The sequence below is a fragment of the Paraburkholderia phosphatilytica genome (assembly GCF_003443895.1).
Taxonomy (GTDB): domain Bacteria; phylum Pseudomonadota; class Gammaproteobacteria; order Burkholderiales; family Burkholderiaceae; genus Paraburkholderia; species Paraburkholderia phosphatilytica.
This window is the reverse complement of sequence record NZ_QQOA01000009.1, coordinates 12225-39093: the sequence shown is the minus strand read 5'-3', so window position 1 is coordinate 39093 and position 26869 is coordinate 12225. Positions and strand designations below refer to the sequence as shown.

General features: G+C 66.0%; 20 protein-coding genes. 12 read left to right on the top strand and 8 right to left on the bottom strand.

The window, feature by feature from the left end:
* Positions 1 to 272 precede the first annotated feature (272 nt).
* The 6 genes from DVS29_RS11620 (at position 273) to DVS29_RS11595 (ending at position 5540) form a co-directional block, all read left to right on the top strand.
* Positions 273 to 1154 carry a MurR/RpiR family transcriptional regulator gene (locus tag DVS29_RS11620; RefSeq protein ID WP_118180617.1) on the top strand — a complete coding sequence of 294 codons (882 nt, stop codon included), beginning with the start codon at positions 273 to 275 and terminating at the stop codon, positions 1152 to 1154.
* A complete protein-coding gene (gene iolG / locus DVS29_RS11615) occupies positions 1147 to 2184 on the top strand; it encodes an inositol 2-dehydrogenase (protein ID WP_118180616.1) in 1038 nt (345 codons plus the stop codon). The genes DVS29_RS11620 and iolG overlap by 8 nt, the downstream gene beginning before the upstream one ends.
* Positions 2181 to 3206, top strand: a complete 1026-nt coding sequence (locus tag DVS29_RS11610) for a Gfo/Idh/MocA family oxidoreductase (protein ID WP_118180615.1) — start codon at positions 2181 to 2183, stop codon at positions 3204 to 3206. Before iolG ends, DVS29_RS11610 begins: the two co-directional genes overlap by 4 nt.
* Before the next feature lie 116 nt (positions 3207 to 3322).
* On the top strand, positions 3323 to 3550 hold the full coding sequence (locus tag DVS29_RS11605) for a sulfurtransferase TusA family protein (RefSeq protein ID WP_118180786.1): 228 nt from the start codon (positions 3323 to 3325) through the stop codon (positions 3548 to 3550).
* Positions 3551 to 3882: 332 nt separating this feature from the next.
* Positions 3883 to 4224 carry a helix-turn-helix domain-containing protein gene (locus DVS29_RS11600; protein ID WP_118180614.1) on the top strand — a complete coding sequence of 114 codons (342 nt, stop codon included), beginning with the start codon at positions 3883 to 3885 and terminating at the stop codon, positions 4222 to 4224.
* Positions 4221 to 5540, top strand: coding sequence for a type II toxin-antitoxin system HipA family toxin (locus tag DVS29_RS11595; RefSeq protein WP_118180613.1), 1320 nt, complete (start codon positions 4221 to 4223; stop codon positions 5538 to 5540). Before DVS29_RS11600 ends, DVS29_RS11595 begins: the two co-directional genes overlap by 4 nt.
* A gap of 105 nt (positions 5541 to 5645) precedes the next feature.
* On the opposite strand, the gene galU is transcribed toward DVS29_RS11595, so the two are convergent.
* Positions 5646 to 6527: a UTP--glucose-1-phosphate uridylyltransferase GalU gene (gene galU / locus DVS29_RS11590; RefSeq protein ID WP_118180612.1), complete on the bottom strand. Its 882-nt coding sequence runs from the start codon at positions 6525 to 6527 to the stop codon at positions 5646 to 5648.
* A gap of 115 nt (positions 6528 to 6642) precedes the next feature.
* Complete coding sequence (locus DVS29_RS11585; protein WP_118180611.1) at positions 6643 to 9528, bottom strand: valine--tRNA ligase; 2886 nt, start codon at positions 9526 to 9528, stop codon at positions 6643 to 6645.
* Between the two features lie 172 nt (positions 9529 to 9700).
* Here DVS29_RS11585 and DVS29_RS11580 point away from each other — a divergent pair, with 172 nt between their 5' ends.
* The 4 genes from DVS29_RS11580 to DVS29_RS11565 all read left to right on the top strand — a co-directional run bounded on the left by DVS29_RS11580 (position 9701) and on the right by DVS29_RS11565 (position 15169).
* Entirely contained in the window at positions 9701 to 11458 is a 1758-nt protein-coding gene (locus DVS29_RS11580; protein WP_118180610.1) for a hypothetical protein, read from the top strand.
* Entirely contained in the window at positions 11455 to 11937 is a 483-nt protein-coding gene (locus DVS29_RS11575) for a hypothetical protein (RefSeq protein ID WP_118180609.1), read from the top strand. The genes DVS29_RS11580 and DVS29_RS11575 overlap by 4 nt, the downstream gene beginning before the upstream one ends.
* An 83-nt stretch (positions 11938 to 12020) precedes the next feature.
* Positions 12021 to 14384 (top strand): UvrD-helicase domain-containing protein, encoded by a 2364-nt coding sequence (locus DVS29_RS11570; protein ID WP_118180608.1) that lies wholly within the window; start codon positions 12021 to 12023, stop codon positions 14382 to 14384.
* Positions 14381 to 15169, top strand: a complete 789-nt coding sequence (locus DVS29_RS11565) for a 5'-methylthioadenosine/adenosylhomocysteine nucleosidase (RefSeq protein WP_118180607.1) — start codon at positions 14381 to 14383, stop codon at positions 15167 to 15169. The genes DVS29_RS11570 and DVS29_RS11565 overlap by 4 nt, the downstream gene beginning before the upstream one ends.
* A 26-nt stretch (positions 15170 to 15195) precedes the next feature.
* On the opposite strand, the gene DVS29_RS11560 is transcribed toward DVS29_RS11565, so the two are convergent.
* Positions 15196 to 17121 (bottom strand): propionate--CoA ligase, encoded by a 1926-nt coding sequence (locus DVS29_RS11560; RefSeq protein WP_118180785.1) that lies wholly within the window; start codon positions 17119 to 17121, stop codon positions 15196 to 15198.
* Positions 17122 to 17332: 211 nt separating this feature from the next.
* A complete protein-coding gene (locus DVS29_RS11555; RefSeq protein ID WP_118180606.1) occupies positions 17333 to 18586 on the bottom strand; it encodes an MFS transporter in 1254 nt (417 codons plus the stop codon).
* A gap of 403 nt (positions 18587 to 18989) precedes the next feature.
* Between DVS29_RS11555 and DVS29_RS11550 the strand changes: the two genes are divergently transcribed.
* Entirely contained in the window at positions 18990 to 20663 is a 1674-nt protein-coding gene (locus DVS29_RS11550; RefSeq protein ID WP_118180605.1) for a methyl-accepting chemotaxis protein, read from the top strand.
* Between the two features lie 40 nt (positions 20664 to 20703).
* Here DVS29_RS11550 and DVS29_RS11545 read toward each other — a convergent pair whose 3' ends face one another.
* The 4 genes from DVS29_RS11545 to DVS29_RS11530 are packed head-to-tail and all read right to left on the bottom strand — an operon-like array spanning position 20704 to position 25654.
* The gene (locus DVS29_RS11545) at positions 20704 to 21615 is read right to left on the bottom strand and encodes an efflux RND transporter periplasmic adaptor subunit (protein WP_118180604.1); all 912 of its coding nucleotides are present in this window, start codon (positions 21613 to 21615) and stop codon (positions 20704 to 20706) included.
* A 24-nt stretch (positions 21616 to 21639) separates the two neighbouring features.
* Entirely contained in the window at positions 21640 to 21840 is a 201-nt protein-coding gene (locus DVS29_RS11540) for a DUF1656 domain-containing protein (protein ID WP_118180603.1), read from the bottom strand.
* Positions 21830 to 24067 carry an FUSC family protein gene (locus DVS29_RS11535; protein WP_118180602.1) on the bottom strand — a complete coding sequence of 746 codons (2238 nt, stop codon included), beginning with the start codon at positions 24065 to 24067 and terminating at the stop codon, positions 21830 to 21832. The genes DVS29_RS11540 and DVS29_RS11535 overlap by 11 nt, the downstream gene beginning before the upstream one ends.
* A 12-nt stretch (positions 24068 to 24079) precedes the next feature.
* Entirely contained in the window at positions 24080 to 25654 is a 1575-nt protein-coding gene (locus tag DVS29_RS11530; protein WP_118180601.1) for an efflux transporter outer membrane subunit, read from the bottom strand.
* A 156-nt stretch (positions 25655 to 25810) separates the two neighbouring features.
* On the opposite strand from DVS29_RS11530, the gene DVS29_RS11525 reads away from it, so the two are divergent.
* On the top strand, positions 25811 to 26749 hold the full coding sequence (locus tag DVS29_RS11525) for a LysR family transcriptional regulator (protein ID WP_118180600.1): 939 nt from the start codon (positions 25811 to 25813) through the stop codon (positions 26747 to 26749).
* Positions 26750 to 26869: the final 120 nt, after the last annotated feature.

Here is a 26869-nt window from a genome sequence, read left to right as displayed (position 1 = left end):
TGAAGATGAACGTGACGCCGGGGTGCCTCGCTCGACACTTGCGCCGCGCTCACGACAAAGATTAGGCGATCTTTTCCAGCGTTGCAACGGAAATTTCAAACAAAATAAAAATGGAAAATACATTCCATTTGTCATGGCGGCTGCCTATAATCGGCAACGTCGGTGCATGCCGTGAGCGCCTTGTGGGGCGCGGTTTTGCGCTGCATCAATGCGGTATCGACGCGGTTTTTTACGCGTGCGGACAACAGGATGGTTGAAGGGAGGGGATGGCCATGGCGGATGAGGGCACAGAGGCGTTGCCGAGCGTCGAGGAATTGATGCAGCGCATCGCGGAAAACTACGACTCGCTGCCGCGTCAGCTGAAGAACGTCGCGACCTATATCGAGCAGAACCGCGGCAGCGTGATGGTGGACCGCACGAGCGATATCGCGACGAACTGCGGCGTGCATCCGTCGGCGGTGGTGCGCTTCGCGCAGCGGTTCGGCTTCTCCGGTTTCTCGGATCTGCAGGCCGTGTTCCGGCAGGCGTACACGGGTCAGGGCGCGTCGTCGCCGAGCTACCAGCAGCGCATCCGCAAGCTGATCGACGAGAAGCCGGGGCGGCTGTCGGGCGGGTCGGTGGCGCGCGAATTCGTGGCTGCGTGCCGCGGCGGTCTGGACGAACTGGAGGCGGGGCTCGACGACGCGCAGTTCGATTCCGCGGTGAAGATGCTGCAGCAGGCGGAGAACATCTACGTGATCGGCGTGCGCCGCTCGTTTCCGGTGGCGAGCTACATCGTCTACGCGCTGCAGCACACGCCGAAGCGCGTGCACCTCGTGTCCGGCTTCGGCGGCATGTACCGCGAGCAGATGCGCAGCGTGAAGAAGGGTGACGTGGTGATCGGCATCAGCTTCGCGCCGTACGGCAAGGAAACGCAGTACTGCCTGCGCATCGCGCACCATCATCAGGCGAAGACCATCGTCATTACCGACAGCCAGCTTTCGCCGCTCGCGCGCTACGCGAGCGCGCAGCTTTATGTGAAGGAGGGGAGCGCGTTCGCGTTCCGCTCGCTGACCAGCACGATCTGCCTGTGCCAGGCGCTCTTCATCGCGCTCGCGTACAAGCTCGAACTCAACGTTGAAGAAGTCAAGGACACTGGAGGATACGATGACTGAAGCAGCAAACGCGGCGCGCGCGCCGATCGACGTCGCGGTTTTCGGCGCGGGCCGCATCGGCCGCATTCATGCGGCGAACCTTGCGCGCCAGCCCGGCGTGCGTCTGAAGTACGTGGTCGACGTGAACCGCGACGCGGCGGCGTCGCTCGCGGCGCAGCACGGCGCCCAGGTGGCCGACATCGACGGCGCGATGGGCGATGCGTTGGTCGGCGCGACGGTGATCTGCTCCAGCACGGATACGCACGCGGACCTGATCCTGAAGTCGGCCGCGCAGAAGAAGCACGTGTTCTGCGAAAAGCCCGTCGACCTGACGATCGAGCGCGCGCGGGCCTGTGCCGATGCGGTCGCGGCGGCGGGCGTGGTGTGCATGATCGGCTTCCAGCGGCGCTTCGATCCGACCTTCTCGGCGGTGAAGGCGCGCATCGAGGCGGGCGAAATCGGCACGCCGGAAATGCTCGTCGTGACGAGTCGCGATCCGGGCGCGCCGCCGGTGGACTACATCAAGCACTCGGGCGGCATCTTCAAGGACATGTTGATCCACGACTTCGACATCTTCCGCTGGATTCTCGACGACGAAGCCGACACGCTGCACGCAACCGGCAGCTGCCTGTCCGATCCGGCCATCGCGGAAGCAGGCGACATCGATTCGACCGCGGTCACGATCCGCACGAAGCGCGGCCGGCTGTGCCAGATCAACACCGCGCGGCGCGCCGCGTACGGTTACGACCAGCGCTTCGAGGTGCTCGGCAGCGACGGCATGCTGCAGGCCGGCAATGTGCGCCCGACCGAAGTGACCGCGTATTCGAAGACGGCGGTGTCGAGCGACGTGCCGGAAGCGTTTTTCCTGGAACGCTATCGCGCGGCGTACGCGCTGGAGATCGCGCATTTCTTCGACGCCGTGACGCAGGGCAAGCCGGTGCGCACGACCGTCGCCGACGGGCTGAAGGCGCTCGAACTCGCCGAGGCCGCGACGCGTTCGTGGCGCGAGGGCCGCGCGATCAAGCTCGGCAACGCCGGAGAACACGCATGAGCGGGGCGCCGGTCAGGGTCGGCGTTGTCGGACTCGGACGCCTTGGGCGGCGGCATGCGCAGAACCTCGCGTACCGCGTACCGGGCGCGGTGCTCGCCGCCGCGTGCAGCCCGGTCGACGAAGAGCGCGCGTGGGCGCGCGACAGCTTTCCGGCCACGCGCCTCTATGCCGACTATGCCGAGCTGCTCGCGGACGCCGAGGTGGACGCCGTTTGGCTCGTCACGCCTTCCGCGCTGCACGCGCAGCAGATTATCGATGCGCTGCGCGCGGGCAAGCACGTGTTCTGCGAGAAGCCGCTGTCGCTCGACGTCGCGGAATGCGAGCGCGTCGTGGCGGAAGCGGCACGCCGTCCGCATCTGCAGGCGACGATCGGCTTCATGCGCCGCTTCGATCCGAGCTACCGCGACGCGTTCGAACGCGTGCAGCGCGGCGCGATCGGCCGGCCGTTCATGGTGCGCTCGCAGACCACCGACAAGAACGACCCGGACGGCTTTTTCGTGCGTTTCGCGCCGACCTCGGGCGGGATCTTCCTCGACTGCACGGTGCACGATATCGACGTCGCGCGCTGGCTGCTCGGCTTTCCGCGCGCGAAACGCGTGTATGCGGCCGGTACCATCGCGCTGCATCAAGGCCTGCGGGAGTCGGGCGATGTCGATAACGGCGTCGCGATCTGCGAATTCGAGGGTGGCTCGCTCGCGATGTTCTACGCGTCGCGGACCATGGCGCACGGCAACGACAGCGGCAGCGAAGTGATCGGCACGGCCGGCGCGATGACGATCGGCCGCACGCCGGCGCTGAACCGCGTCGAGATCTTCGACCAGCACGGCGCGCGCAGCGAGTGCACGCCGACCTTCTTCGACCGCTTCGAGGAGGCGTTCCTGCACGAGGCGCTGGCCTTCGTCGCGGCGGTGCAGGGCGGCGGCGAGAGCGGCGGCGCGACGCTTGCCGATGCGCTCGAGGCGACGCGGATCGGCAGCGCGCTCAGGGCTTCGCTCGAGAGCGGCTTGCCGGTGGTGCTGTGAGGGTTGTCGGGCGGGCGGGAGGCTGCTGCGGTAAAATCTGACCTCCCGTAAGTGCAGTATGGCGCCGTCGCGGCAGCACGCGAGCGGCGCCTCCCGCAAGGTCATCACCGATGCAGATCCAGATTCACAAGGAAGTGGACGCGCGCGGACTCAACTGTCCGCTGCCCATCCTGCGCGCGAAAAAGGCGCTCGCCGACATGACGAGCGGCCAGATCCTCAAGGTGCTCGCCACCGACCCCGGCTCGCAACGCGACTTCGCCGCGTTCGCGAAGCAGACGGGCAATGAGATCGTCGAGAGTTCGATGCAGGAGAAGGTGTTCGTGTTCCTGATGCGGCGGCGCTGACGGGCGAATGCACATGCGATAGCGCGTGTTCGCCATGTGCGTTGCCGGGTTGTCTGCCGGAAGCGACGGATCGATTACGAACCCCACGTTCGAAAGGACGTGGGGTTCGTGTTTTCTGGGGAGCGGATCTGTCTACGATCTGACTGGACGATCCTGCGTGCGGGCCGCTTCGTGCAATCGTATTCGGACAGGTTCGAGATAATGTTATAAATATATAACATTATCGTCTATATTCGACTTAATGTATCATAGGCATAACATTACGATATCTTCAATGTCTCGTATATGGTACATTAACACCATATTTCGCTTTAACGTTATGTATACGGAACATGAACCTTGCGCAACTCGGCGAGACGTTCAGGCGTGCTCGTCTCGCTGTCAATCTCACCCAGGATCAGGTCGCTGAGCTCAGCGGCGTGGCGAGGCCGCGCGTGAGTCAATTCGAAAACGGTTCCCTGCCGGAACTCGGCGCTGTGAAGCTGCTGAGCCTGTTCGATGCGGTGGGGCTCGAACTGTATGCGCGTCCGGCAGGTCACCAGCGCACGCTGGACGATGCTGCCGCTGAAACCGCGCACGTTGGGCCGCAACCGGCCGCGGACACGGACCGTCGCCGTGTGCGATCGAGCGCGGTTCAGCCGGGCTCGTCGAAAACTCCGCGGCGGCGCGAATGAGCAGCGACGCGTTCGATGTCTACGTCGACGAGCGGCTTGTCGGCACGCTCGTCGAGCAGGCCGGCGGCTGCGTGTTTACGTATCTGCCGGACGTGCCGGCAGACTGCTTCGTGTCGCTGCTGATGCCGGTCCGCGCGGAGTCCTACGTCTGGAAAACGCTGCATCCGTTCTTCCAGCAGAATCTGCCCGAAGGCTACAGAAAGGATCGGATCCGCGACCGGCTGGGGCCGCACGCAGACGTGTCCGACATCGGCCTGCTTGCGCTGACGGGCGCCAATGGCGTGGGCCGCGTGAGAGTCGTGCCGCGCGGGCAGTCTCCGTACGTCGTGCGCAATCGCGCCGACATGGCCGCGCTGCTGGCGTCCACCGATTCCCGCGAGAATCTGCTGCGTCTGCTCGAAGAGGGCATCGGCGAAGGGATTTCCGGCGTGATGCCGAAGACGCTTCTCCGTCCGCTCGATCGAGCTACCGCGATCACCGACGAATTCGTGCTGAAGACCGGCTTCGACGATTTGCCCTGGATCGCGGTCAACGAGTATCTGTGTCTCGAAGTCGCTCGTTATGCGGGCCTCGATGTGCCGGAGGCGATCCTTTCCGAAGACGGTCAGGTGCTGGCGTTGCGGCGCTTCGATCGCACGGAGGAGGGCGGCCGTCTCGCGGTGGAAGATTACTGCGCGCTGATGCCGCTCGATCCGGTCAACAAGTACAAGGGTACGCTCGAGGACCTGGCGAAACTGGGCGGAGCGTATATCGGCGGGCAACGTCGCAAGGAAGACGCGCGGCGACTCTACACGCTCCATCTGTTGAACTTCGCGCTACGCAACGCGGACGCTCACCTGAAAAACTTTGCCGTGATCTACACGAATGCGGCGGATGTGCGGCTTGCGCCGGTCTACGACGTGGTGACGGTCACCGCCTACGCGCGCTTCCAGCACGACCTGCCGGCTTTGCCGCTTGCCGGCAAGCGGGTATGGGCATCGGGCGCGCTGCTCGGCACGTACGGCGGTGCTCGGCTGAACCTGAGCAAGGCCGAGATGAATGAAAGCGTCGAACTGGTGACGAGTGCGGTGCAGGCCGTGGCGCCCCAGGTGAGCGCCTACGCGGACCGGTTCCCGGGCTTTCGCGAAATCGCGAAGCGGATGCTCGACGCGTGGGCGCAGGGAATCGAAGACATACGGCCCAACGCCGCGCCGGGCAGGCATGCGCCGAAGGCGCTTCGCGAGGACGTTGGACTCTCCGCCAGCCGGGGCAGGCGCGTGAAGGAGAAGAATCCGTACCTGAACCACGACGGCCCGTTCAATCACAAGTCGCGCTGACAGCACAAAAAAAGCGGGCCTGCCGAAGCAGACCCGCTTTTGCTTTCCTCGCTTTTTCCTTCTTTCTCCGCACCGCGTATCAACCGCGGCCGCGGAACCGCCCGCTCATCCCTCCAGCACCGGCGAACGCGTGCGCAGATACTCCTCGAACTCGGCCTTCACTTCCGGGTGGCGCAGCGCGAACTCCACCGTCGCCTTTAGATAACCCAGCTTGCTGCCGCAGTCGAAACGCGTGCCGTGATAGCGGTACGCGAGCACCTGTTCGTCGGCGAGCAGCGACTGGATCGCGTCCGTCAGTTGCAGTTCGCCGCCAGCGCCCGGCTTCAGCGCGCGGATATGGTCGAAGATGCGCGGCTTCAGCACGTAGCGGCCCACCACGCCGAGGTTCGACGGCGCCACGTCCGGCGCCGGCTTCTCGACGATGCCCGACATCTTGATGATCGCTTCTTCCCATTCCTTACCGTCGACGATACCGTACGACTTCGTCTCCGACGGCGGGATCTCTTCGACGCCGATCACCGAGCTGTGATAGTGGTCGAACACCTCGATCATCTGCTGCATCACGGGCGGCTTGCCGTACAGCAGGTCGTCCGCGAGGATCACGGCGAACGGGTTGTCGCCCACCAGCTTTTCCGCGCACAGCACCGCGTGCCCGAGGCCCAGCGCTTCCGGCTGGCGCACGTAGAAGCAGTCGACGTGCGACGGCTTGATGCCGCGTACCAGTTCGAGCAGCTTTTCCTTGCCGCGTGCTTCGAGCTCCGCTTCGATCTCATACGACTTGTCGAAGTGATCTTCGATCGCGCGCTTGCTGCGGCCCGTCACGAAGATCATTTCCGTGATGCCCGCGGCCATCGCTTCTTCGACCGCGTACTGGATCAGCGGCTTGTCGACGACCGGCAGCATCTCCTTCGGGCTCGCCTTGGTCGCGGGGAGGAACCGGGTGCCGAGACCTGCGACCGGAAAAACAGCTTTTGTAACTTTTAGCATGTGATTACCCTGGATTCCTCTGGTTACGGGCCAGCTTGCCGCTCGTGACGGAAAGCCGGCGGACGGTACGTGACCTCAGTTACGTGACTTCAGCTATGTAGCCCAGTTGCGTAACTCAGGCAGGCAGCCGCTCGAGCTGGGCGGACAGCTTGCCGATCGTAGCCTGATATTCTGCCAGCCTCTTCTGCTCCTGCTCAACCACCGCCGCGGGAGCCTTGGCGACGAAGCTTTCGTTCTGAAGTTTCGCGTTGCATTTTGCGACTTCGCCGGTCAGGCGGGCGATCTCCTTCGACAGACGTTCGCGTTCCGCGGCGACGTCGATCTCCACCTTCAGCACCAGCTTGTCGTTTCCAACGATAGCAATTGGCGCGCCATGCGCCTGTGCGTCGAGCGTCGCTTCGTCGGCAATGATCTGCACTTCCGACAGCCGCGCGAGCGCCTGCGCGTACGGCGCGTAGGTCTTCAGGCGTTCCGCGTCGCCGGTGGCGAGCAACGGCACCTTCGTGGCCGGCGACAGGTTCATCTCGCCGCGCAGGTTCCGGCATGCGTCGATCACTGCTTTCAGACCCGCTGCCCAGTGCTCGCTCGCCTCGTCGATTTTCGACGCATCCGCGAGCGGGTAGGGCTGCACCATGATCGACGCCGCACCCGGCGCCGCGTCTTTCGGATACTTGTCCGCGAGCGGCGCGACCTGCTGCCACAGCGCTTCGGTGATGAACGGAATCACCGGATGCGCGAGGCGCAGCACCACTTCCAGCACCCGCAGCAGCGTGCGGCGCGTGGCGCGCTGCTGCTCCGGCGTGCCGGTCTGCAACTGCACCTTCGCGAGCTCGAGGTACCAGTCACAGTATTCGTCCCAGACGAACTTGTACAGCGCGTTCGCGACGTTGTCGAAGCGGTAGTCGGCGAAGCCCTTCGCGACCTCGGCTTCGAGCCGCTGCAGGAGCGACACGATCCAGTAGTCGGCCTGCGAGAAGTGCGTGTAGCCGCCCGGGCCGCAGTCGCCCGGCTTGCACGCGCCGGGGTTGCTGAAGCCGCAATCGTGGCCTTCGCAGTTCATCAGCACGAAACGCGTGGCGTTCCACAGCTTGTTGCAGAAGTTGCGGTAGCCTTCGCAGCGCGCGAGATCAAAGTTGACGTTGCGGCCGAGCGTGGCCATCGACGCCATCGTGAAGCGCAGCGCGTCGGTGCCGAACGCGGGGATGCCGGCCGGAAACTCCTTGCGCGTCTTCTTCTCGATGCTGGCGGCCTGCTTCGGATTCATCAGCCCGCTCGTGCGCTTCGCGACGAGCGATTCGAGATCGATGCCGTCGACGATATCGATCGGGTCGAGCGTGTTGCCCTTGCTCTTCGACATCTTCTGGCCTTCCGCGTCGCGCACGAGGCCGTGCACGTAGACCGTGTCGAACGGCACCTTGCCGGTGAAGTGGGTGGTCATCATGACCATCCGCGCGACCCAGAAGAAGATGATGTCGAAGCCCGTCACGAGCACCGACGACGGCAGGAATGCCGCAAGCTCGGGCGTCTCCGCGGGCCAGCCGAGCGAAGAGAACGGCACGAGCGCCGACGAGAACCACGTGTCGAGCACGTCCTCGTCGCGCTTGAGCGCACCGGTGTAGCCCTGCGCCGCGGCCTGCGCACGCGCTTCGTCTTCGCTCTTCGCGACGAACAGCTCGCCGTTCTCGCCGTACCACGCGGGAATCTGGTGACCCCACCAGAGCTGGCGCGAGATGCACCAGTCCTGGATGTTTTCGAGCCACTGGTAGTACGTGGTGGTCCAGTTCTCCGGCACGAACCTGATCTGGCCGTTGCGCACCACGTCGAGCGCGGTTTCGGCGATCGACTTGCCGGGGTTGAACGTGCCTTCCGGCGCCGGCTTGCTCATCGCGACGAACCACTGGTCCGTCAGCATCGGCTCGAGCACGACGTTCGTGCGGTCGCCGCGCGGCACCATCAGCTTGTGATCCTTGACGGACTCCATCAGGCCGAGCACTTCGAGATCGGCCACCACCTGCCTGCGTGCCTCGAAGCGGTCGAGGCCGCGATATTTTTCCGGCGCGTTCGCGTTGATCTTCGCGTCGAGCGTGAGGATCTCGATCTGCGGCAGCTTGTGGCGCTGGCCCACCTGGTAGTCGTTGAAGTCGTGCGCGGGCGTGACCTTCACGACGCCGGTGCCGAACTCGCGGTCTACATAATCATCGGCGATGACGGGGATCTCGCGATCGGTGAGCGGCAGCTTCACGGTCTGGCCGATCAGCTTCGCGTAGCGCTCGTCTTCCGGATGCACCATCACGGCGACGTCGCCGAGCATGGTTTCAGGACGCGTGGTGGCCACCGTCAGATGACCCGAGCCATCGGACAGCGGATACTGGATGTGCCACAGCTTGCCGGCTTCTTCTTCGCTGGCCACTTCGAGATCGGACACCGCGGTCATCAGCACCGGGTCCCAGTTCACGAGCCGCTTGCCGCGATAGATGAGGCCCTGCTCGTAGAGACGCACGAACACGTCGCGCACGGCGGCGGACATCTTGTCGTCCATCGTGAAGTATTCGCGCGACCAGTCGATCGATGCGCCCAGGCGCCTCACCTGGCTCGTGATCGTCGAGCCGGACTGCTGCTTCCATTCCCACACGCGTTCGACGAACTGCTCGCGCCCGAGGTCGTGGCGCGACACCTTCTGCGCATCGAGCTGACGCTCGACGACGATCTGCGTGGCGATGCCGGCGTGATCGGTGCCGGGCACCCACAGCGTGTTCTCGCCGAGCATGCGGTGATAGCGCGTGAGACCGTCCATGATGGTCTGGTTGAACGCGTGGCCCATGTGCAGCGTGCCCGTGACGTTCGGCGGCGGCAGCTGGATCGAGAAGTTCTTCGCGCCTTCCACGAAGGCCGGTGCGGCGTAGCCGCGCTTTTCCCACTCGGGTCCCCAGTGGGACTCGATGTTCTGTGGCTCGAAACTCTTGGCTAGCGTGGATTGAGTATCGCTCGGGGTCTCGTTCATGTGTCGATCGGCGGGTAAATGCAGTGAACGTTCGATTATACGCGGCGCGGCGGCTATGCGATTCGTATAGCTATGCACCGCATCGACGCCTGCCCGCCGTGCTGCAATGGTCCGGCAGCGCGTGGCGTGTCCTTGTTCGCGCGCTATCCCGATCCACACGGAGCGCACGCTTATGACGACCTCAACGAGCAATTCGACGTCTCTGGCCGGGCAGGATGCCGGTTTCCCGGACGACGACGCGACCCAGCGGCCCGACGAAGCAGCGCCTCGCGAGGGCGCCATGTCTTTCAGCGGGAAGGCGGGACGAACCGTCGCCGTTCGCCCTGCTGCGATCGGCCGGCTGGCCGACAACCGCGCCACGACGGCAGCATCGCCGGAGCGCGCCGACGGCGCATCCGTGGACGTACTGCCTGGCGCCACGGTTGCGGAATTCACCGCGCTGAACAAGGACTTCGACACGCGTGACGGTTACGTCCATGAAAGCGGCTCCGGTAACGCCGAGATCGCACGGCGGATGGAAAACGCGCTGCCTCGGGAAATGACGGGCTATCCCCCTGAAGTGATCCGCTTCGAACAGGCGCAGCTTGGTGTGCAGGGCATGCTGGCCGAACTGCCGCTGAGCGAACGCGAGTTCTACGGCAGCACGCTCGCTACCTTGAGCGCGGCCTGGCAACTCGAAACGGACGCGGGCAGGCGCTTCGCGATACAGCAGAAATTCGACGGACTGGAACACGCCGTCCGCACCGAACACAACCGCGCGATCAACGACCCTGTCGATCGGGTGCTGGGCGTGTTCAGTCCACCGATGGGCGAGGGTTATCTGGGCAAGGGAGATCGGGAGCGCCTCGACGATCTCGAGCAGTTGCGCGAGGATTTTTTCGATGCCGGCGATTCGACCGAACGCCAGGCGATCTTTGCGGAGGCCTCGGAGCTCAAGGCGCTGATGCAGGAGAAAGTCAATCTCGCGCTGACCCAGCACGAGCGCGAGCAACAAACGGAATGGCACGAGGCCAACGGGGAAGTCGATCGCATTCTGAAGGAAGCGGAAGCGCAGACCGATCCGGCGAAGCGCTACGAACTGCCGGGCCGCCAGCTGTTTCAGCTCGACCCGGGGCACGACCGTCTGAAAGACAAGGTCGTGCTGGCCTTCACGCAACGCATGCGCGATTCGGAGGCGTTGCGGAACAAGCTCGACGCCTGGCATGGTCAGGTGAGCGGTCCATTGAACGCTCACTCTGTCGGCGGTCCGCTGAAGTACACGGATATTCTTAAGCAGCCGCCGCCTGTCGGAGCCGATTATCTGCGCGATCTGAGCGACCAGTACACCGACGTGCTGAGGGACGCCAGCCACAAGAATTATTCGATCACGCCCAAAGCGCGTGCGGAGAAACTGGCCACCCAGATCCTGGACGGTGTGATGCGCGTCATGGCCGCGACGTCGCCCGTCGGGTTTCTGGCGGATCTCGTGCCGTCGACGCTTCCCGACCATGTCCGAACGGGACTTGAAGTGGGCGGCTCGATACTCGACGTCCTGACAGGTGTCGGCGTTGGCAATGCGATCGGCCATGTGGCTAAAGCCATGGCCGCTTCGGCGAGAAAGGCCGAGCTCGACAACCTCGCCGGAGCGGGCATTCGCGGTGCCGCCAAGGGTCTCGTGGACGATGCCGGCGAACGCATCGTCAAGGAAGCGGCTGCTGAACAGGCATTGAGTCCGGATGCGAAGCTGGCCCTGCAGGCGCTCGAAAAGAAGATGCTTGCGGAGGCGGGCCCCGCGGTCGATCCGGTCAGCCAGATCGCGCATGAGGCCGTGGGTGCCCGACCTTATGGATCGCTTTCGACCTACGCCGATCAGGGTGTCAGCGTTGCCAGTCTGCGGCCAGGATCTCAGCCCGGCGTTCTCGAACGCGAAGGCGAGCGGTATACACCTTGACGACCAGCGATCTGGCGAGAGCCGCGAAACTGCCGGAATCGACGGTGGCGGTCGTCGAGCACGAATACCTGATGGGCTTCATCACGAAGCGCGCAGGTTTGCCGGTGGCGGGATCCTCCAGCAGTACGCAGGCGTTCGGGGACACCTACAGATGGGTTCGACCGCTGTCGCTGGAGCAGGAGGTGCGGGCGATGCGTGGAATGGATCGCGGGCAGGATCTGGCGGAAGTCGCGGGCGATCTCCACGTGGAGTTGCCGGCCGTCGCGCGTCTGTATGAAGAGGACGTCCCGCTGATGGCAGCCGCGGACGACCCGGTCATGTCATCTCCCGGACGCGCATCTACGCCCGTCTCCCGAACCTTGCACGAGGCGGACGTGGCGGAAATCCGAAGGCTCGCGAGCGAAAGCCAGTTGACCCCGGCATTCATTGCCGGCTTGCTCGACCTGTCGCCGGATGAAGTCATCAGAGTCCTGCAGTGACGTCGACGCACACCAGCCCGACAAACAAAACCATCTGGAGCAGCGGCATATAATGACGGACGAACTGCCGCCGCCTCCAGAACATGCCCGAACTCCTTGCGAACCTGAATCCCGAACAATACGCCGCCGTCACGCTGCCGAACGAGCCGGCGCTGATCCTCGCAGGGGCCGGCAGCGGCAAGACGCGCGTGCTGATCACGCGCATCGCGTGGCTGATCCAGCAGGGCTACGCATCGCCGATGACGGTGCTGGCCGTCACCTTCACGAACAAGGCCGCGCGCGAAATGATGGCGCGTCTTCAGGCATTGCTGCCGATCGACACGCGCGGCATGTGGATCGGTACCTTCCACGGGCTGTGCAACCGGATGCTGCGCGCGCATCACCGCGACGCGGGCCTGCCCTCGACGTTCCAGATTCTCGACACGGCGGATCAGCTGTCGGCCATCAAGCGGCTGATGAAGGGTCTGAATATCGACGACGAGAAGTTTCCGGCGAAGAACGTCCAGTACTTCATCAACAACGCGAAAGAGCAGGGGCTGCGCCCGGGCGCCGTCGACGTGACCGACAGCTACAACCGCAAGTTCGTCGAGCTTTACGAAGCCTACGACCAGCAGTGCCAGCGCGAAGGCGTCGTCGATTTTCCGGAGCTGCTGCTGCGCTGCCATGAACTGCTCGCGCACAACCCGCCGCTGCGCGCGCACTATCAGGCGCGTTTCCGTCACATTCTCGTCGACGAGTTCCAGGACACCAACAAGCTGCAGTACGCGTGGCTCAAGCAGCTCGCGGGCGAGCACAACGCGATCTTCGCGGTGGGCGACGACGACCAGTCGATCTACGCGTTCCGCGGCGCGAACGTCGGCAACATGCGCGACTTCGAGCACGAGTTCAAGGTGCGCAACCTGATCAAGCTCGAGCAGAACTATCGCTCGCACGGCTACATTCTCGACACAGCCAACACGCTGATCGCGCACAACGCGCGGCGCCTCGGCAAGAACCTGCGCACGGATGCGGGCCATGGCGAGCCGGTGCGCGTCTACGAGGCCGCGACGGATTCCCAGGAAGCAAGCTGGATCGTCGAGGAGATTCGCGCGCTGCTGAATACCGGCGCATCGCGCGGTGAAATCGCGGTGCTGTACCGGAGCAACGCGCAGTCGCGCTCGATCGAGCACACGCTCGTCAACGTCGGCATTCCGTATCGCGTGTATGGTGGCCTGCGCTTCTTCGAGCGGCAGGAAATCAAGCACGCGCTCGCGTATCTGCGCCTGATCGACAACCCGAACGACGACACCGCGTTCGCGCGCGTCGTCAATTTTCCGGCGCGCGGTATCGGCGCGCGTTCGGTCGAACAACTGACCGACGCGGCGCGCCTGTACAACTGCTCGATGGCCTCCGCGGTGCCGTACGTGACGGGCAAGGCAGGCTCGAGCCTCGCGTCGTTCGCGAGCCTGATCGGCAAGATGCGCGCGGAGACGCAGCAGCTGTCGCTGCCGGAGACGGTCGAATACGTGGTGCGCGCAAGCGGCCTGTCGGACTTCTACCAGAACGAGCGCGAAGGCCAGGACCGCCTCGAGAACCTGCAGGAACTTGTCAACGCGGCGGCCGCGTTCGTCGCGGAAGAGGGCTACGGGCGCGACACGCCCGCGCGCTCCATTCCGCTGCGCCCGGCTGCCACGTCCGCGCCGGAACTCGTCGCGTCGAACGAAAACGGCGTCGACGTGCTCGATCCCACGAACCCCGGTGACCCGGCGCAGAACCCCGACACGATGACGCCGCTCGCGGGCTTCCTGTCGCACGCATCGCTCGAAGCCGGCGACAACCAGGCGCAGGCGGGCCAGGACGCGGTCCAGCTGATGACGGTGCACGCGGCGAAGGGTCTCGAATTCACGGCGGTGTTCATCACCGGTCTCGAGGAGGGGCTGTTTCCGCACGAGAACAGCGCGATGGAGCTCGACGGTCTCGAGGAGGAACGCCGCCTGATGTACGTCGCGATCACGCGCGCGAAGGAGCGGCTCTATCTGTCGTTCGCGCAGAGCCGGCTGCTGCATGGCCAGACGCGCTACAACGTGCGCTCGCGCTTCTTCGACGAGTTGCCGCAGGAAACGCTCAAGTGGCTTACGCCGAAGGTCGAGGCGGGCGCGCGCTGGGGCGGCCGTTCCGACAACGCCGGCTGGGGCCGCGACTGGTTTGCGCGGCCGGGTCAGGGCGGCGCGTCGGCGGCCTTCACGGACGCCGCGGTGTCCGCGCCGCTGCCCGCGTTCGCGGACCGGCAGCGCGAAGCCGACAGCGGCTTCAAGGTCGGCCAGCAGGTGTTCCACACGAAATTCGGCGAAGGCACGATCACCGCGCTCGAAGGCGGCGGCACCGACGCGAAGGCGCAGGTGCGCTTCAAGCGCCACGGCGAGAAGTGGCTTGCGCTCGCGGTTGCCAAGCTGCAGGCGGTCGAATGAGCGCGCTCCATATCGAACATGCAGCGGGCGCGCGCCGGCCGCTCGGCGTGATGGCGGCGCTGCCGCAGGAACTCGGCGACCTGATCGACGCGATGCGCGCCGAGTCCGCGGTGCGCGCCGTATCGCACGGCTCGCGCGACTATCACGTGGGCACGATGTGCGGCACGCCGTGCGTCGCGACGCTCGCGCGCATCGGCAAGGTCGCGGCGGCCGCCACCGTCAGCGCGCTGATCCATGCATTCGATGTCGAAGCGGTGCTGTTCACGGGCGTCGCCGGCGGCGTCGGCGAGACGGTGCGGGTGGGCGACGTGGTGGTGGCCGACTCGTTCGTGCAGCACGATCTCGACGCGTCGCCGCTCTTTCCGCGCTTCGAGGTGCCATTGCTCGGCGTATCGCGCTTCGCGGCGGACCCGGCGTTGTCGGCGCGGCTCGCCGACGCGTGCGAGCGCTTCGTCACGGAAGAGGGCGCGGTGCTGGCCGCGCGCCTCGGCATCGAGCCGCCGCGCGTGCATCGCGGGCTCATCATCAGCGGCGACCAGTTCGTCGCGGGCGCGGCCGATGTTGAACTGCTGCGCGCGGCGTTGCCCGATGCGCTCGCGGTCGAAATGGAAGGCGCGGCGATCGCGCAGGTGTGTCATGAATACGGCGTGCCGTGCGCGGTGGTGCGCACGGTGTCCGATACGGCGGATGCCGAAGCGCCCGAATCGTTCGCGACGTTTCTCACCGAGCTGGCCGGCTCGTATTCGAGCGCGATCCTGCGGCGGTTCTTCGGCGCGGAAGTCTGACGTGCGTCACGCGTCGACTCCGTCGGCTACTCCTCCAGCGCGGCACGCACCTGCTGCAACGCCGACGGATCTTCGATGGTCGGCAGATCGCCGGGGTCGCGCCCTTCCGCCAGCGCGGCGATCGCGCGGCGCAGCAGCTTGCCGGAGCGCGTCTTCGGCAGCAGCGACACCACGTGCACGCGCGCCGGCCGCGCGATCGCGCCGAGCTGCCGATCGACCGTTGCCGTGAGTTCCTGTTCCAGCTTCGCGCGTGACGCCGGGTCTGCATAGCGGTCCGCTTCGCGCAGCACGACGAACGCGCGCGCCACCTGTCCCTTGATCGCATCGGTCACGCCGACCACCGCCACCTCCGCGACGGCCGCATGGCCCGACAGCGCTTCCTCGATCTCGCGCGTGCCGAGCCGGTGACCGGCGACGTTGATCACGTCGTCGGTGCGGCCGAGGATCGTCACGTAGCCGTCCTCGTCCTGCACGCCCCAGTCGAACGTCGAGTAGACCTGCACGCCTGGCACGCTCGACCAGTAGGTCTTCACGAAGCGCTCGTCGTCGCCCCACACAGTCTGCATGCAGCCCGGCGGCAGCGGATACGCGAGCGTGATCACGCCTTTCTCGCCGGGCGCGCACGGTTCGCCCGTCAGCTCGTTGCGTAGCGTCAGGTCGTAGCCGTAGACCGGCACGCCGGGCGAGCCGAGCTTCGGCGGCAACGCTTCGATGCCGCGCTGGATCGCGAGCATCGGCCAGCCGGTCTCGGTCTGCCAGTAGTTGTCGACGACCGGCTTGCCGAGCGCGCTGCCCACCCATTCAGCCGTGGGTTCGTCGAGCGGCTCGCCGGCGAGGAACAGCGTGCGCAGGCTTGATAGATCCGCGGCGCGCATCAGCGCCGGGTCCTGCTTCTTCAGCACGCGGATCGCGGTGGGCGCGGTGAACATCAGGTTGATCCGGTGCTGCTCGACGAGCCGCCACCAGATGCCGCCATCCGGACGCACCGGCGTGCCTTCGTACATCACCGTGGTAAGCCCGGCGATCAGCGGCGCATAGATGATGTAGCTGTGGCCGACCACCCAGCCGATGTCCGACGCGGTGAACATCGTGTCGCCTGCGCGGCCTTCGTAGATGTACGCCATCGACGCGGCGAGCGCGACCGCGTAGCCGCCCACGTCGCGCTGCACGCCCTTCGGCCGGCCCGTCGTGCCCGACGTGTACAGCACGTACGACGGCTCGTTCGATTCGAGCCATTCGCACGGCACGTGTGCGTCGAAGAACTGCTCGCGCAGCGGCTCGTACGCGACGAGATACGGTGCGCTGAGCCGCTCGGGCGCGAGATTGCGGTCGATCAGCAGCACCCGCGCCGGCTGGTGCTTCGAGCGCGCGAGCGCTTCGTCGACGAGCGGCGTGTAGTCGATCACCTTGCCGGCGCGCGCACCCGCATCGGCAGTGACGACGAGCACCGGCTTCGCGTCGTCGATGCGCGCGGCGAGATTCGGCGCGGCGAATCCGCCGAACACCACCGAATGGATCGCGCCGAGCCGCGCGCACGCGAGCACCGCGAATACCGCTTCGGGAATCATCGGCAGATAGATCAGCACGCGGTCGCCGCGCTTCACGCCGAGCGAACGCATCACGGCCGCCATGCGGTTCACTTCGGCATGCAGGTCGGCGTAGGTATAGCGCCGCTCGATGCCGGTTTCGGTCGACACATAGACGAGCGCGTTCTGCTGCGGGCGTTCTGCGAGATGCCGGTCCACCGCGTTGTGGCACAGGTTCGTGCGGCCGCCGGTGAACCAGCGCGCGAACGGCGGCCGCGAGCGGTCGAGCACGGTGTCGAACGGCGTTTCCCAATGAATGCGCCGCGCTTCGTCGCGCCAAAAACCTTCCGGGTCGCCGATCGAACGGCGGTGGAAGTCGGCGTAGCGGCTCTGCGGGTTGTGCCCCGGGTTGGACGATGATGTCATCGGCGGCGGTCCTTCGTCGGAAGTGGGTGAACGACGACGCTCGAACGGCGGACGCATCACGCTTCACGGATCGAGTGCAGGCGGCGCGTCATCCCGACAGGATAGGGCAGCGGGCAGGCGGCGACCACCAAGGGTTCACCATGAGAGCGCACCCTGAAAAAGCAGAAAAGCGCCCCGCGGGGCGCTTTTCACAGGCTGGCTGTTCGGATCGTCAGGCCGCTTTCGCTTTCTTGCCTTCCACATCCGGCAGGAACACTGTCAGCACGCCGAGCAGCGGCAGGAACGAGCAGACCTTGTAGACGAACGCGATGCTGGTTGCGTCCGCAAGCTGCCCGAGCACCGCGGCGCCGACGCCGCCCAGACCGAACGCGAAGCCGAAGAAGAGGCCCGCGACCATCCCGACCTTGCCCGGAATCAGCTCCTGCGCGTAGACGAGGATGGCCGAGAACGCGGATGCGAGCACCACGCCGATGACGATGGTCAGCACGGTGGTCCAGAACAGGTTCGCGTACGGCAGCAGCAGCGTGAACGGCGCGACGCCGAGGATCGATACCCAGATCACGTACTTGCGGCCGATCCGGTCGCCCACCGGGCCGCCGATGATCGTGCCCGCCGCGACCGCCGCGAGGAACACGAACAGATGGATCTGCGCGGCCTGAATGGGCAGATGGAAGCGGTCGATCAGATAGAACGTGAAATAGCTGTTGATGCTCGCGAGGTAGAAGTACTTCGAGAACACCAGCATCACCAGCACGCTCATCGCGAGCGCCACCCGGCCGCGCGACAGCGCCGCGCGCGGAGCCTGCGCGCTGCGCGCCTTCTTCGTGGCCGGATGCTGGCTGTACCAGCGGCTGATCTGCGCGAGCACGACGATGCCGACCAGCGCCGCCGCCGAGAACCACGCAATGCTGTGCTGGCCGTGCGGAATGATGATCGCGGCGGCGAGCAGCGGCCCAAGCGACGAGCCCGCGTTACCGCCCACCTGGAACAGCGACTGCGCGAGGCCGTGTCGGCCGCCCGAGGCCATCCGCGCGACCCGCGACGATTCCGGGTGGAACACCGACGAGCCGCAGCCGACCAGCGCCGCCGCGACGAGCAGCACGCCGAAGCTCGGCGCGACCGACATCAGCAGCAGTCCGCACAGCGTGAAACCCATGCCGACCGGCAGCGAGTACGGCTTCGGATGCTTGTCTGTATAGATGCCGACGAGCGGCTGCAGTAGCGACGCGGTGATCTGGTAAGTGAGCGTGATCAGCCCGATCTGCGTGAACGACAGCGAGAAATTGTCTTTCAGCATCGGGTAGATCGCGAGGATCAGCGACTGGATCATGTCGTTCAGCAGGTGCGAGAAGCTGATCGCACCCAGCACCGGGTACACGGTGCGCTGTACGGCTTTTGCGGCCTGCTGGACGGCGGCGGCTGCCGCCGGTCGCGCGGCGACGTTCTTGTCGAGACTCGATTCCATACGCGTGGCACGAGGCCTGATTGGGCTGATACGGGAAACCGGTGGGGCCGGCTGCGGCATCAGGTCGCAGCCGCCGGGGTATTGAAAGTGTAATTTGGCGCACTCGCATTGTCAGGCCAAGGTTTGTCGCGATCCGGACACCCATCCGGCCGCAAGGGTCTTCGGAAAACGTTTGCGCGCAGCCGGTCGCTGTCATCGCGCAACAGTCGGGTTAGCGATTAGCGCGGCGCGGATTTTTGTCTGGGTATAACAGCCGTCGCCGCGCAGCGATCCATGAAATCGTTTGCGCCGGAACAGCCGGAAAACACGGTTAAAGCTTGCGGCGAAATCTGCCGTAGACCGTAGACATCGGCAGGAGCGCCGGAACTGACCTTTTCGGCGGAACGACAAGCGGGGAAACCACATGAAAGCAGCGGTTGTATTGGGGAGGCGTTCGCGCGCGGCATTCGCGCCGGACGATGAGCAGTCGGGCGGCGGCGTGCCGTCGAAGAAAAAGCCCGCGATCCATCTCAAAGGCATGTCCGTGAAGACGATGCTGCGGCTCGCGTTCGCGCTGCTGCTGGTCGGCACGTTCGCGATCGGCGTGTTTTCGCTGACGCAGATCAGCCGTCTGAACGGCTCGACGCAGTCCATCTACGATCAGGGCCACGTCGCGAGTCTCGCGGCGGAAGACGCGCGCGCCGCGATGCTGCGCGCGAGCCGCGCGCAGAAGATGCTGCTCACCGCGACCACCGCGAAAGAGCGCACCGACCTCGGCAACGACATCGAAACGAATCTCACGCTGCTGTCGACGCAGATGAAGACGCTCGCGCAGTACATCGATCCGTCGGATGCGCCCGCCGTCGCGCAGGAAAAGAAGTTCAGCGCCGACATCAACACGTGGGCCGGCCATCTGCGCGACTTCGTCAAGCTCGTGCAGGCGCAGTCGCTCGATCTGTCGCAGATGAACTGGCAGGTCGGCATGCAGGACGTGTCGCTGCTGGTCGAAACCGGCAAGCTCGAGAAGACCATCGATACGCTCGTGCAGCAGCGCGGCGTCGCGTCGAAGGCGACGATCGAGCAGTCCGCGTTCATCTACCACTCGTCGTTCGTAATGATCGCCGTGATGACCGTCGCGCTGATCGTGCTCGCGTTCGTGATCAGCGAGGTCGTGGTGCGACGCCTGACCGCGCAGCTCGGCGGCGAGCCTGGCTACGCGAAGGAGATCGCGAGCCGCATTGCGTCGGGCGACCTGTCGGGCCAGATCAAGCTCGGCCGCAGCGACCGTTCGAGCATGCTGGTCGCGCTGCGCGACATGCAGAGCGATCTGTCGGGCACGGTCGGCGACATCGCGGCGAGCGCCGATGCGATCGCGCTCGCGTCCGGTGAAATCTCGATGGGCAACCTGGACCTGTCGCAGCGCACCGAGCAGCAGGCGATGGCGCTCGAACGCACCGCGACGAGCATGGAAGAGCTGACCTCGACCGTGCGCCAGAATGCGGACAACGCGAAGCAGGCGAGCACGCTCGCGGACAACGCGTCGGAGATCGCGGAGAAGGGCGGTTCGGTGGTGGGCCGCGTGGTGTCGACGATGTCGGAGATCAACGCGAGCGCGAAGAGCATCGGCGACATCATCGGCGTGATCGAAGGCATCGCATTCCAGACCAACATCCTCGCGCTGAACGCGGCTGTGGAAGCGGCGCGCGCGGGCGAGAACGGCCGCGGCTTCGCGGTGGTCGCGGGCGAAGTGCGCAGCCTCGCGCAACGCAGCGCGGCGGCGGCGAAGGAAATCAAGTCGCTGATCAGCACGTCGGTGGAGCGCGTGGGCAACGGCTCGCTGCTGGCCGAAGAAGCCGGCAAGACGATGGAAGAAGTCGTGAAGGCCGTGAAGCGCGTGACCGACATCATGGGCGAAATCTCGGCTGCGTCGACCGAGCAGAGCGCGGGCATCGAGGAAATCAATCACGCGGTCGCGCAGATGGACGCGGGCACGCAGCAGAACGCCGCGCTCGTCGAACAGGCCACTGCGGCGGCGCGTTCGCTCGACGATCAGGCGAAGTCGCTGAAGCGCATGGTCGGCAAGTTCGTGCTGCACTGACGCGTGCGGCTTCGCGTGCGCGCGAAGCCGCGACTACCGCTCATCCCCTGAGCGGCGCGGGCCGGCTGGCGGCCTGCGCCGCTCTTTTCGTTTCCGGCTGCACGACTACGGTACACGTGGTGCCCGCGGACAGCGTCACGTCGTTCGGCACCGAGTCGATATCGATGCGCACAGGCACGCGCTGCGCGAGACGCACCCAGTTGAAGGTTGGATTCACGTCGGCGAGCAGTTCGCGCGACTGCGGATTGTCGCGGTCGTAGATGCCGCGCGAAATGCTCTCCACGTGGCCCTTCAGCACGCCGCCGCTCATCAGCCGGATCTCGGCCTTGTCGCCGACCTGCACGTGCGGCAGCTTGGTTTCCTCGAAATAGCCGTAGACCCAGAACGAGTGGCTGTCGATCACCGCCATCTTCGGCGTGCCGGCTGTCGCGTAGTCGCCGCGGAACACGTTCAGGTTCGTCACGTAACCGTCGGTGGGCGCGACGACGCGCGTGCGTTCGAGATTGAGCTTTGCCGCGTCGAGCGCGGCAAACGCCTGCTGGTACTGCGCCTCGGCAGCGGTAGCCGAATGCGACGCGTTATCGCGGCTTTCCTTCGACACGACGAGGCTGTCCATGTCGGCGCGGCGCGCGGCATCGTCGCGGCGCATCTGCAGTTCGGCCTTGCGTGCGGCCACTGCGGCTTCGGCCTGCTCGACGGCGATCTGGTAGTGCGACGGATCGATCTGCATCAGCAGGTCGCCCTTCTTCACGAGCTGGTTGTCGTGCACCGGCAGATCGACGACCGAGCCCGACACGTCCGGCGCGATATTGACGACTTCGGCACGCACGCGGCCGTCGCGCGTCCAGGGGTCGTCCATGTAATGGACCCACAGCGCGCGGCCGATCAGCACGGCCACGACGAACACGACGAGCGTCGCGACGAAACCTACGGTATTTCGGATGATGGTCATGATTCGGAAATCTCAACGCGAGTTTTAGTGATAGGCGGCGAGGCTCAGTGCGCCGCAGACACAGACGAGCAGGCTCGCGCGGAACAGCGACGGATGCCAGACGACGCGATACAGGCCCGTCATCGCGACGACGCGATCGAGCACCCAGGTCAGCAGCGCGCCGGCGATGAACAGCAGCACGATCGCGGGCACGTACGCATCGAAGACGGCGATCTCACGAGGCATGGACGACTCCTTCGGATGTACCGCGCGCGGCGAGCGCGCCGAGCGGCGACTGCGGATCGAGCAGCGCGGTGCGGATGAAATGCAGATGGCTCAGGATGCGTTGCACGCGGTGGCGTTCGTCGCGCGATCGCGCGTCGGTTCCCTGCGCTGTGCTGTTTGTCAGCAGCGACGCGAGCAGGGCTTGCGCGGCGTCGATCGCATCGCGGGTGGCCTGCAACGCGTCGTTCAGGCGTGCGGCGTCGGGCGTATCGAACAGCGCGGCGAGTGCATCGCGCATCGCGCGCAGCTGTGTTCGCCACGGTGCGTGCTTCGCATAGCGCGGGTCGTTCGGCAGCGACGCGAGCTCGCCACGCAGATCGATCAGCGCGTTGCCGGTTTCCAGCACCGCGAACAGCCAGCGCAACGTATCGCGCTTCAGGGCCGGCGCATCGGCGGAGAGCGCGTCGATCTGGAACATCATGTCGCGCGCGCCGCTTTCGAAACGCGTGCGCAGGCTGAGCAGCTTGCCGCCCAGGCGCCCCTTGCATGCGAGCACCACCTGACGACGCAGGTCGGTGAGGAGCCGCTCGCGCAGCCACGGCGTGGCGGGCGGCAGCAGCACCGCGAACGCGATCGACGACACCAGCATCGACAGCACGAGCGCGAGCGCGTCGTTCATGAAGCTCGTCGGGTTGTACAGCATGAAGTTGTCCGGACCGGCGAGGAAGCAGAAGAAGATGCAGTAGCCGACGCCGTAGCCCGTGAGCGCCGGCCGCGTCGTCATCCAGATGCCGAGCAGCAGCGCTGGCGCGAGCACGACGCACAGCAGCGCGAAGCCGTCGATGTGCGGATACACGCCGAACGTCACGATCATGCCGGTGAGGGTTGCGAGCAGCGTGCCGCCCGCCATCTGGAACGCGGTGCGCGTCGGATTCGGCGACGACGACGCGAGTGCGCAGACGGCCGCCGCGTCCAGCGTCAGCGTCGTGCCGCTCGGCCATGCGGTGGCGATCCAGAATGCGCCGAGCACGATCATCACGATCGTCGCGCGCAGGCCGGCCACGCCAGCCGCGATCGCGTTCGTCTTCGGCTGGTAGCGCTCGATCCAGCGTTCGCGTTCGTGCGTATCCACCGCGAGCGACGCGTAGGTGGCGGCGTACGCATGCATGTCGTCGACGAAGCGGTACAGCAGCTCGGCGCCGGTATCGAAGTCGAGCAGCGGCGCGGCCGGATCGGCCGGATCGGCCTCAAGCGCGGCGCGCGTTGCGCGGATGCGGCGCGGTAGTTCGGTCTTCCACGTGTCGAGCTGCGCGGCCACGGTCACCGCATCGGCGGCCGTGAGCACCGGTTCGCCGGATTTGCTCAGGAGCGGCGACAGTTCGTGAAAATACGGTTCGAGCGCGGCGATGGCGGCGCTCGCGCCCGCTGCGTGCAGCCGGTTCATCAGCTGATGCAGCGCGTGAAAGCGCGTCGACGCGGTCATGAATTCGCCGTTCAGCCGCGCGAGACGCCCTTTGCGGCGGCGCGTTTCGGGTCCCTCGAAGAGCGCTGCGCTACGCGCTGCCTCGAAGCCGACGATATCGGCGACGAAGCGCGCGTTGGTCGCCTCGATCCCCGCGCGGTCGACGCGGCCCGACAGCGACGCGCTCACGTAGTCGACGAACCCGCTGAAGCGCGCGCGTACCGTGGTGCGCATCTGCTGGCCGGCGTGCCGCGGAAACACGAGCGCGCTGACCGCGCCCGAACACACGATGCCGAGCGTCACTTCGGCGACCCGCGTCAGCGCCGACAGCCACGCGGCATCCGGGTGCTGCGACGCGGGGATGCCGATCAGCGCGGCGGTGTAGCCCGCGAGCACGAAACCGTACGAGCGGAAGTTGCGGTTGCGCGCGGCGCCCGCGGTGCAGATGCCGACCCACAGCGCGGTCGCGACGATGAATAGTTCGGGCTGCTGCGCAAACAGCGCGATCAGCACCATCATCACGACGAGCCCGACGAGCGTGCCGCAGATCCGGTAGAAGCTCTTCGCGAACACCATGCCGCTTTGCGGCTGCATCACGATGAACACGGTCGTCATCGCGGTGCGCGGCTGCGGCAGTTCGAGCTTCATCGCAATGCCGAGCGCGAGGAACGCGGCGAGCAGCGCCTTCGCCATGTAGATCCACGTGAGGCCGTCGGTGCGGGCCCAGTCGGCGAGGACGGCGAGCCAGAGGGACGTCGGCGTGGCGCGTGAGGTTGGAGTGCTCATCGTGGCCGCCGGTTACTGCTGCGCCGTGGCGGCAGCGGTATGCACGCTCGCGGCGGCGACAGCCGATGCGCTATGTGTACCCGCCGCGGCCTTGCCGTGCTGGCCATGCGCGGGCAGCGTATCGGCATCGGCCGGGCCGTCGGACGGTTCGGCGAGACCGCCGCCCAGCGCCTCGACGAGCTGCGCGTGCACCGCGAGTTTTTCCGCCTGGATCTTCGCGACGCCTTCCTGCGACTTCAGCAACTGCGACTGCGCGGTGAGCACGTTCAGGTAATCGGTGAGGCCGCGCTTGTAGCCTTCCGTCGCGAGCTGATAGTTGCGCCGTGCCGCGGTCACCGAGCGTTCGGCGTCGGTTGTCTGGGTGGACAGCGAGCGCAGCTTCACGATGTCATCGGATACCTGGTGAAGCGCGTTGACGATGGTCTGGTCGTACTGCCCGACGGCGACGTCGTAGCCCGCCGACGCCGCGCCCAGTTGCGCGCGCAACCGGCCGCCGTCGAAGATCGGCAGCGACGCCGCCGGGCCCGCGGTCCAGCCGCCGTTCGACGCATGCAGGAACTGGAACAGCGGGCCAGCCGCGGCGAAACCGCCGAGCGACGCGAGCAGGTCGATGTTCGGATAGAAGTTCGCCTTCGCGACGTCGATGCCGCGCGCCTGTGCGGCCACCGTCCAGCGCGCCGCGACCACGTCCGGGCGATGGCCGAGCAGATCGGCGGGCAGCGTGGACGGCAGGCTCGCCTGCGCGGCGAGCGACAGCTGCGGCCGCGTCATCGCGTCGCCCGCGCCAGGACCCTTGCCCGCGAGCGCCGCGAGCTGGTTCTGGCCGAGCGCGATCGCTTCCTGCAGCGCTTCCACCTGGCGTTCGTATTCGGGGATCGGCGTGTCGGCCTGGCTCACTTCGAGCTGCGTGCCGAGGCCGCCTTTGAGCCGGTGTTCGGCGAGCGCGAGGATCTGGCGCTGCTGGTCGAGCGTCGACTCCGCGATGTCGAGCAGCGCGTAGTTCATCGACAGCCGGATGTACGCGCGCACCACGTTGGTCTCGAGTTCGAGCTGCGCGGCGCGCGCATCGGCGGCGCTCGCATGCGCGGCGTCGAGCGCGCGCTCCGCCGCGTTGCGGTCGCGACCCCACAGGTCGAGGTGATACGAGAGGCTCAGCGCGCCGGTGTTGTCCCACGTGTTCGAGTTCGCGAGCGAGCCCGGGCCGTAGTAGATGTTGTCGGGCCAGTGCTGACGCTCGATCGACAGATCGCCTTTCAGCTGCGGCGCGAGGTCGGCCTGCGCCACACCGGCAAGCGACTGCGCGCTGCGCACGCGCGCCTGCGCGATCGCGAGCGTCGGACTGTTCGCGAGCGCGGCGGCGACCCACGCGTCGAGCTGCGGATCGCCGTACGCGTGCCACCAGTCGCTCGCGGGCCATTGCGCGTCGAGATCGGCCGCGCGGATTGCGGCGCCCGCGTCGAGCGTCGCCGGGTTCGTGCCGCCGTCCGTCTGCGGCGCGACGCCGCCGGTGCTGGCGCAGCCCGCGATTATCAATGAGATCGTAAAGACGGCTGCGATGACGGTCCGTTTTGCCCCCGACGGCTGCACGATTGCTCCTCAAATGGCGATGGAAGTGGTGGAGCCAATTATATTTTTCGGGGGATTTTCGAATAACCGGTAAGAATGCAAGGGATTCTTACGCCTTCTGAACTAATCGATCTTGCAATCCGTGTAACAATCGGGTGGTCTTCAGAAGGATCAAACATGGATACCCTGCAAAACATGCGCGTATTCGTGCGCGTGGTCGAAGCGGGCAGCTTCACGGGCGCGGCGCAGCACCTGAATACGACGACCGCCTATGCGTCGCGCGCCGTGTCCGATCTCGAGGCGCATCTGCGCACGCGGCTGCTCAACCGCACCACGCGCCGTATCGCGCTGACCGAGGCCGGCGAGCGCTATCTGCAGCGCTGCGAGCAGATCCTCGCGTACGTCGACCAGGCCGAAGCCGAGGCGAGCGACGCGCACGCGCGGCCGTCCGGCCGCCTGCGCGTGCACGCGATGACGAGCTTCGGCCAGCACTACGTGGTGCCGGCCGTCGGCGGATACCAGCAGCGTTATCCGGACGTGAGCGTCGAGCTGACGCTCGCGCATCGCACGCCGGACCTGCTCGACGAGGGCTACGATGTCGCGCTGGTGCTCGCGGTGCAGCTGTCGGATTCGGGGCTCGTGTCGCAGCGCATCGGCAGCGCGTTCAGCATCGCGTGCGCGTCGCCCGCGTACCTGGAGCAGCGCGGTGTGCCGAAAACTCCGGCCGACCTGAAGCAGCACACCTGCCTGCAGATGGTCACGCCGGTATTCCCGGCGGACGTGTGGACGTTCGATGGCCCGAACGGTCAGGATACCTGCGAACTCGGCGCGGCCACTTTTCAGGTGAACGTCGCGGAAGCGCTCGCGGTGGCGGTGCGCGAGGGCATGGGTATCGGCCTGATTCCGATCTACTCGGCGATCAGCGGTCTGAAGAGCGGCGAACTGGTGTGGGTGCTGCCGGAATATATGTCGCAGGAGATGAGCATCTTCGCGTTGTATCCGTCGCGCCAGTATCTCGACGCGAAAATCCGCACGTGGGTCGAATACCTGCGCGAAACCCTGCCCGCAACGCTCTCGGCCGACCAGCACGAAGTGCGGCAGTACGCGAGAAAGTGAACTCGGGGGCTCTGTCGCGGCGCTCTGGAAATTGCGAGGCTCTGTTACAGAATGGCGTTGCGTCGCAACACTTGCTTACCGCTCGGGCAAGGACGATTTGTTAACGTATGACTCAGACGC

What these genes read in the sequence shown, in the direction of transcription:
- DVS29_RS11595 (WP_118180613.1), top strand. Translation starts at nt 4,221, where the DNA reads ATGAGCAGCGACGCGTTCGATGTCTACGTCGACGAGCGGCTTGTCGGC.
- DVS29_RS11540 (WP_118180603.1), bottom strand. Translation starts at nt 21,840, where the DNA reads ATGCCTCGTGAGATCGCCGTCTTCGATGCGTACGTGCCCGCGATCGTG.
- galU (WP_118180612.1), bottom strand. Translation starts at nt 6,527, where the DNA reads ATGCTAAAAGTTACAAAAGCTGTTTTTCCGGTCGCAGGTCTCGGCACC.
- DVS29_RS11565 (WP_118180607.1), top strand. Translation starts at nt 14,381, where the DNA reads ATGAGCGCGCTCCATATCGAACATGCAGCGGGCGCGCGCCGGCCGCTC.
- DVS29_RS11525 (WP_118180600.1), top strand. Translation starts at nt 25,811, where the DNA reads ATGGATACCCTGCAAAACATGCGCGTATTCGTGCGCGTGGTCGAAGCG.
- DVS29_RS11600 (WP_118180614.1), top strand. Translation starts at nt 3,883, where the DNA reads ATGAACCTTGCGCAACTCGGCGAGACGTTCAGGCGTGCTCGTCTCGCT.
- DVS29_RS11550 (WP_118180605.1), top strand. Translation starts at nt 18,990, where the DNA reads ATGAAAGCAGCGGTTGTATTGGGGAGGCGTTCGCGCGCGGCATTCGCG.
- DVS29_RS11610 (WP_118180615.1), top strand. Translation starts at nt 2,181, where the DNA reads ATGAGCGGGGCGCCGGTCAGGGTCGGCGTTGTCGGACTCGGACGCCTT.
- DVS29_RS11555 (WP_118180606.1), bottom strand. Translation starts at nt 18,586, where the DNA reads ATGGAATCGAGTCTCGACAAGAACGTCGCCGCGCGACCGGCGGCAGCC.
- DVS29_RS11545 (WP_118180604.1), bottom strand. Translation starts at nt 21,615, where the DNA reads ATGACCATCATCCGAAATACCGTAGGTTTCGTCGCGACGCTCGTCGTG.
- iolG (WP_118180616.1), top strand. Translation starts at nt 1,147, where the DNA reads ATGACTGAAGCAGCAAACGCGGCGCGCGCGCCGATCGACGTCGCGGTT.
- DVS29_RS11620 (WP_118180617.1), top strand. Translation starts at nt 273, where the DNA reads ATGGCGGATGAGGGCACAGAGGCGTTGCCGAGCGTCGAGGAATTGATG.
- DVS29_RS11570 (WP_118180608.1), top strand. Translation starts at nt 12,021, where the DNA reads ATGCCCGAACTCCTTGCGAACCTGAATCCCGAACAATACGCCGCCGTC.
- DVS29_RS11585 (WP_118180611.1), bottom strand. Translation starts at nt 9,528, where the DNA reads ATGAACGAGACCCCGAGCGATACTCAATCCACGCTAGCCAAGAGTTTC.
- DVS29_RS11580 (WP_118180610.1), top strand. Translation starts at nt 9,701, where the DNA reads ATGACGACCTCAACGAGCAATTCGACGTCTCTGGCCGGGCAGGATGCC.
- DVS29_RS11535 (WP_118180602.1), bottom strand. Translation starts at nt 24,067, where the DNA reads ATGAGCACTCCAACCTCACGCGCCACGCCGACGTCCCTCTGGCTCGCC.
- DVS29_RS11560 (WP_118180785.1), bottom strand. Translation starts at nt 17,121, where the DNA reads ATGACATCATCGTCCAACCCGGGGCACAACCCGCAGAGCCGCTACGCC.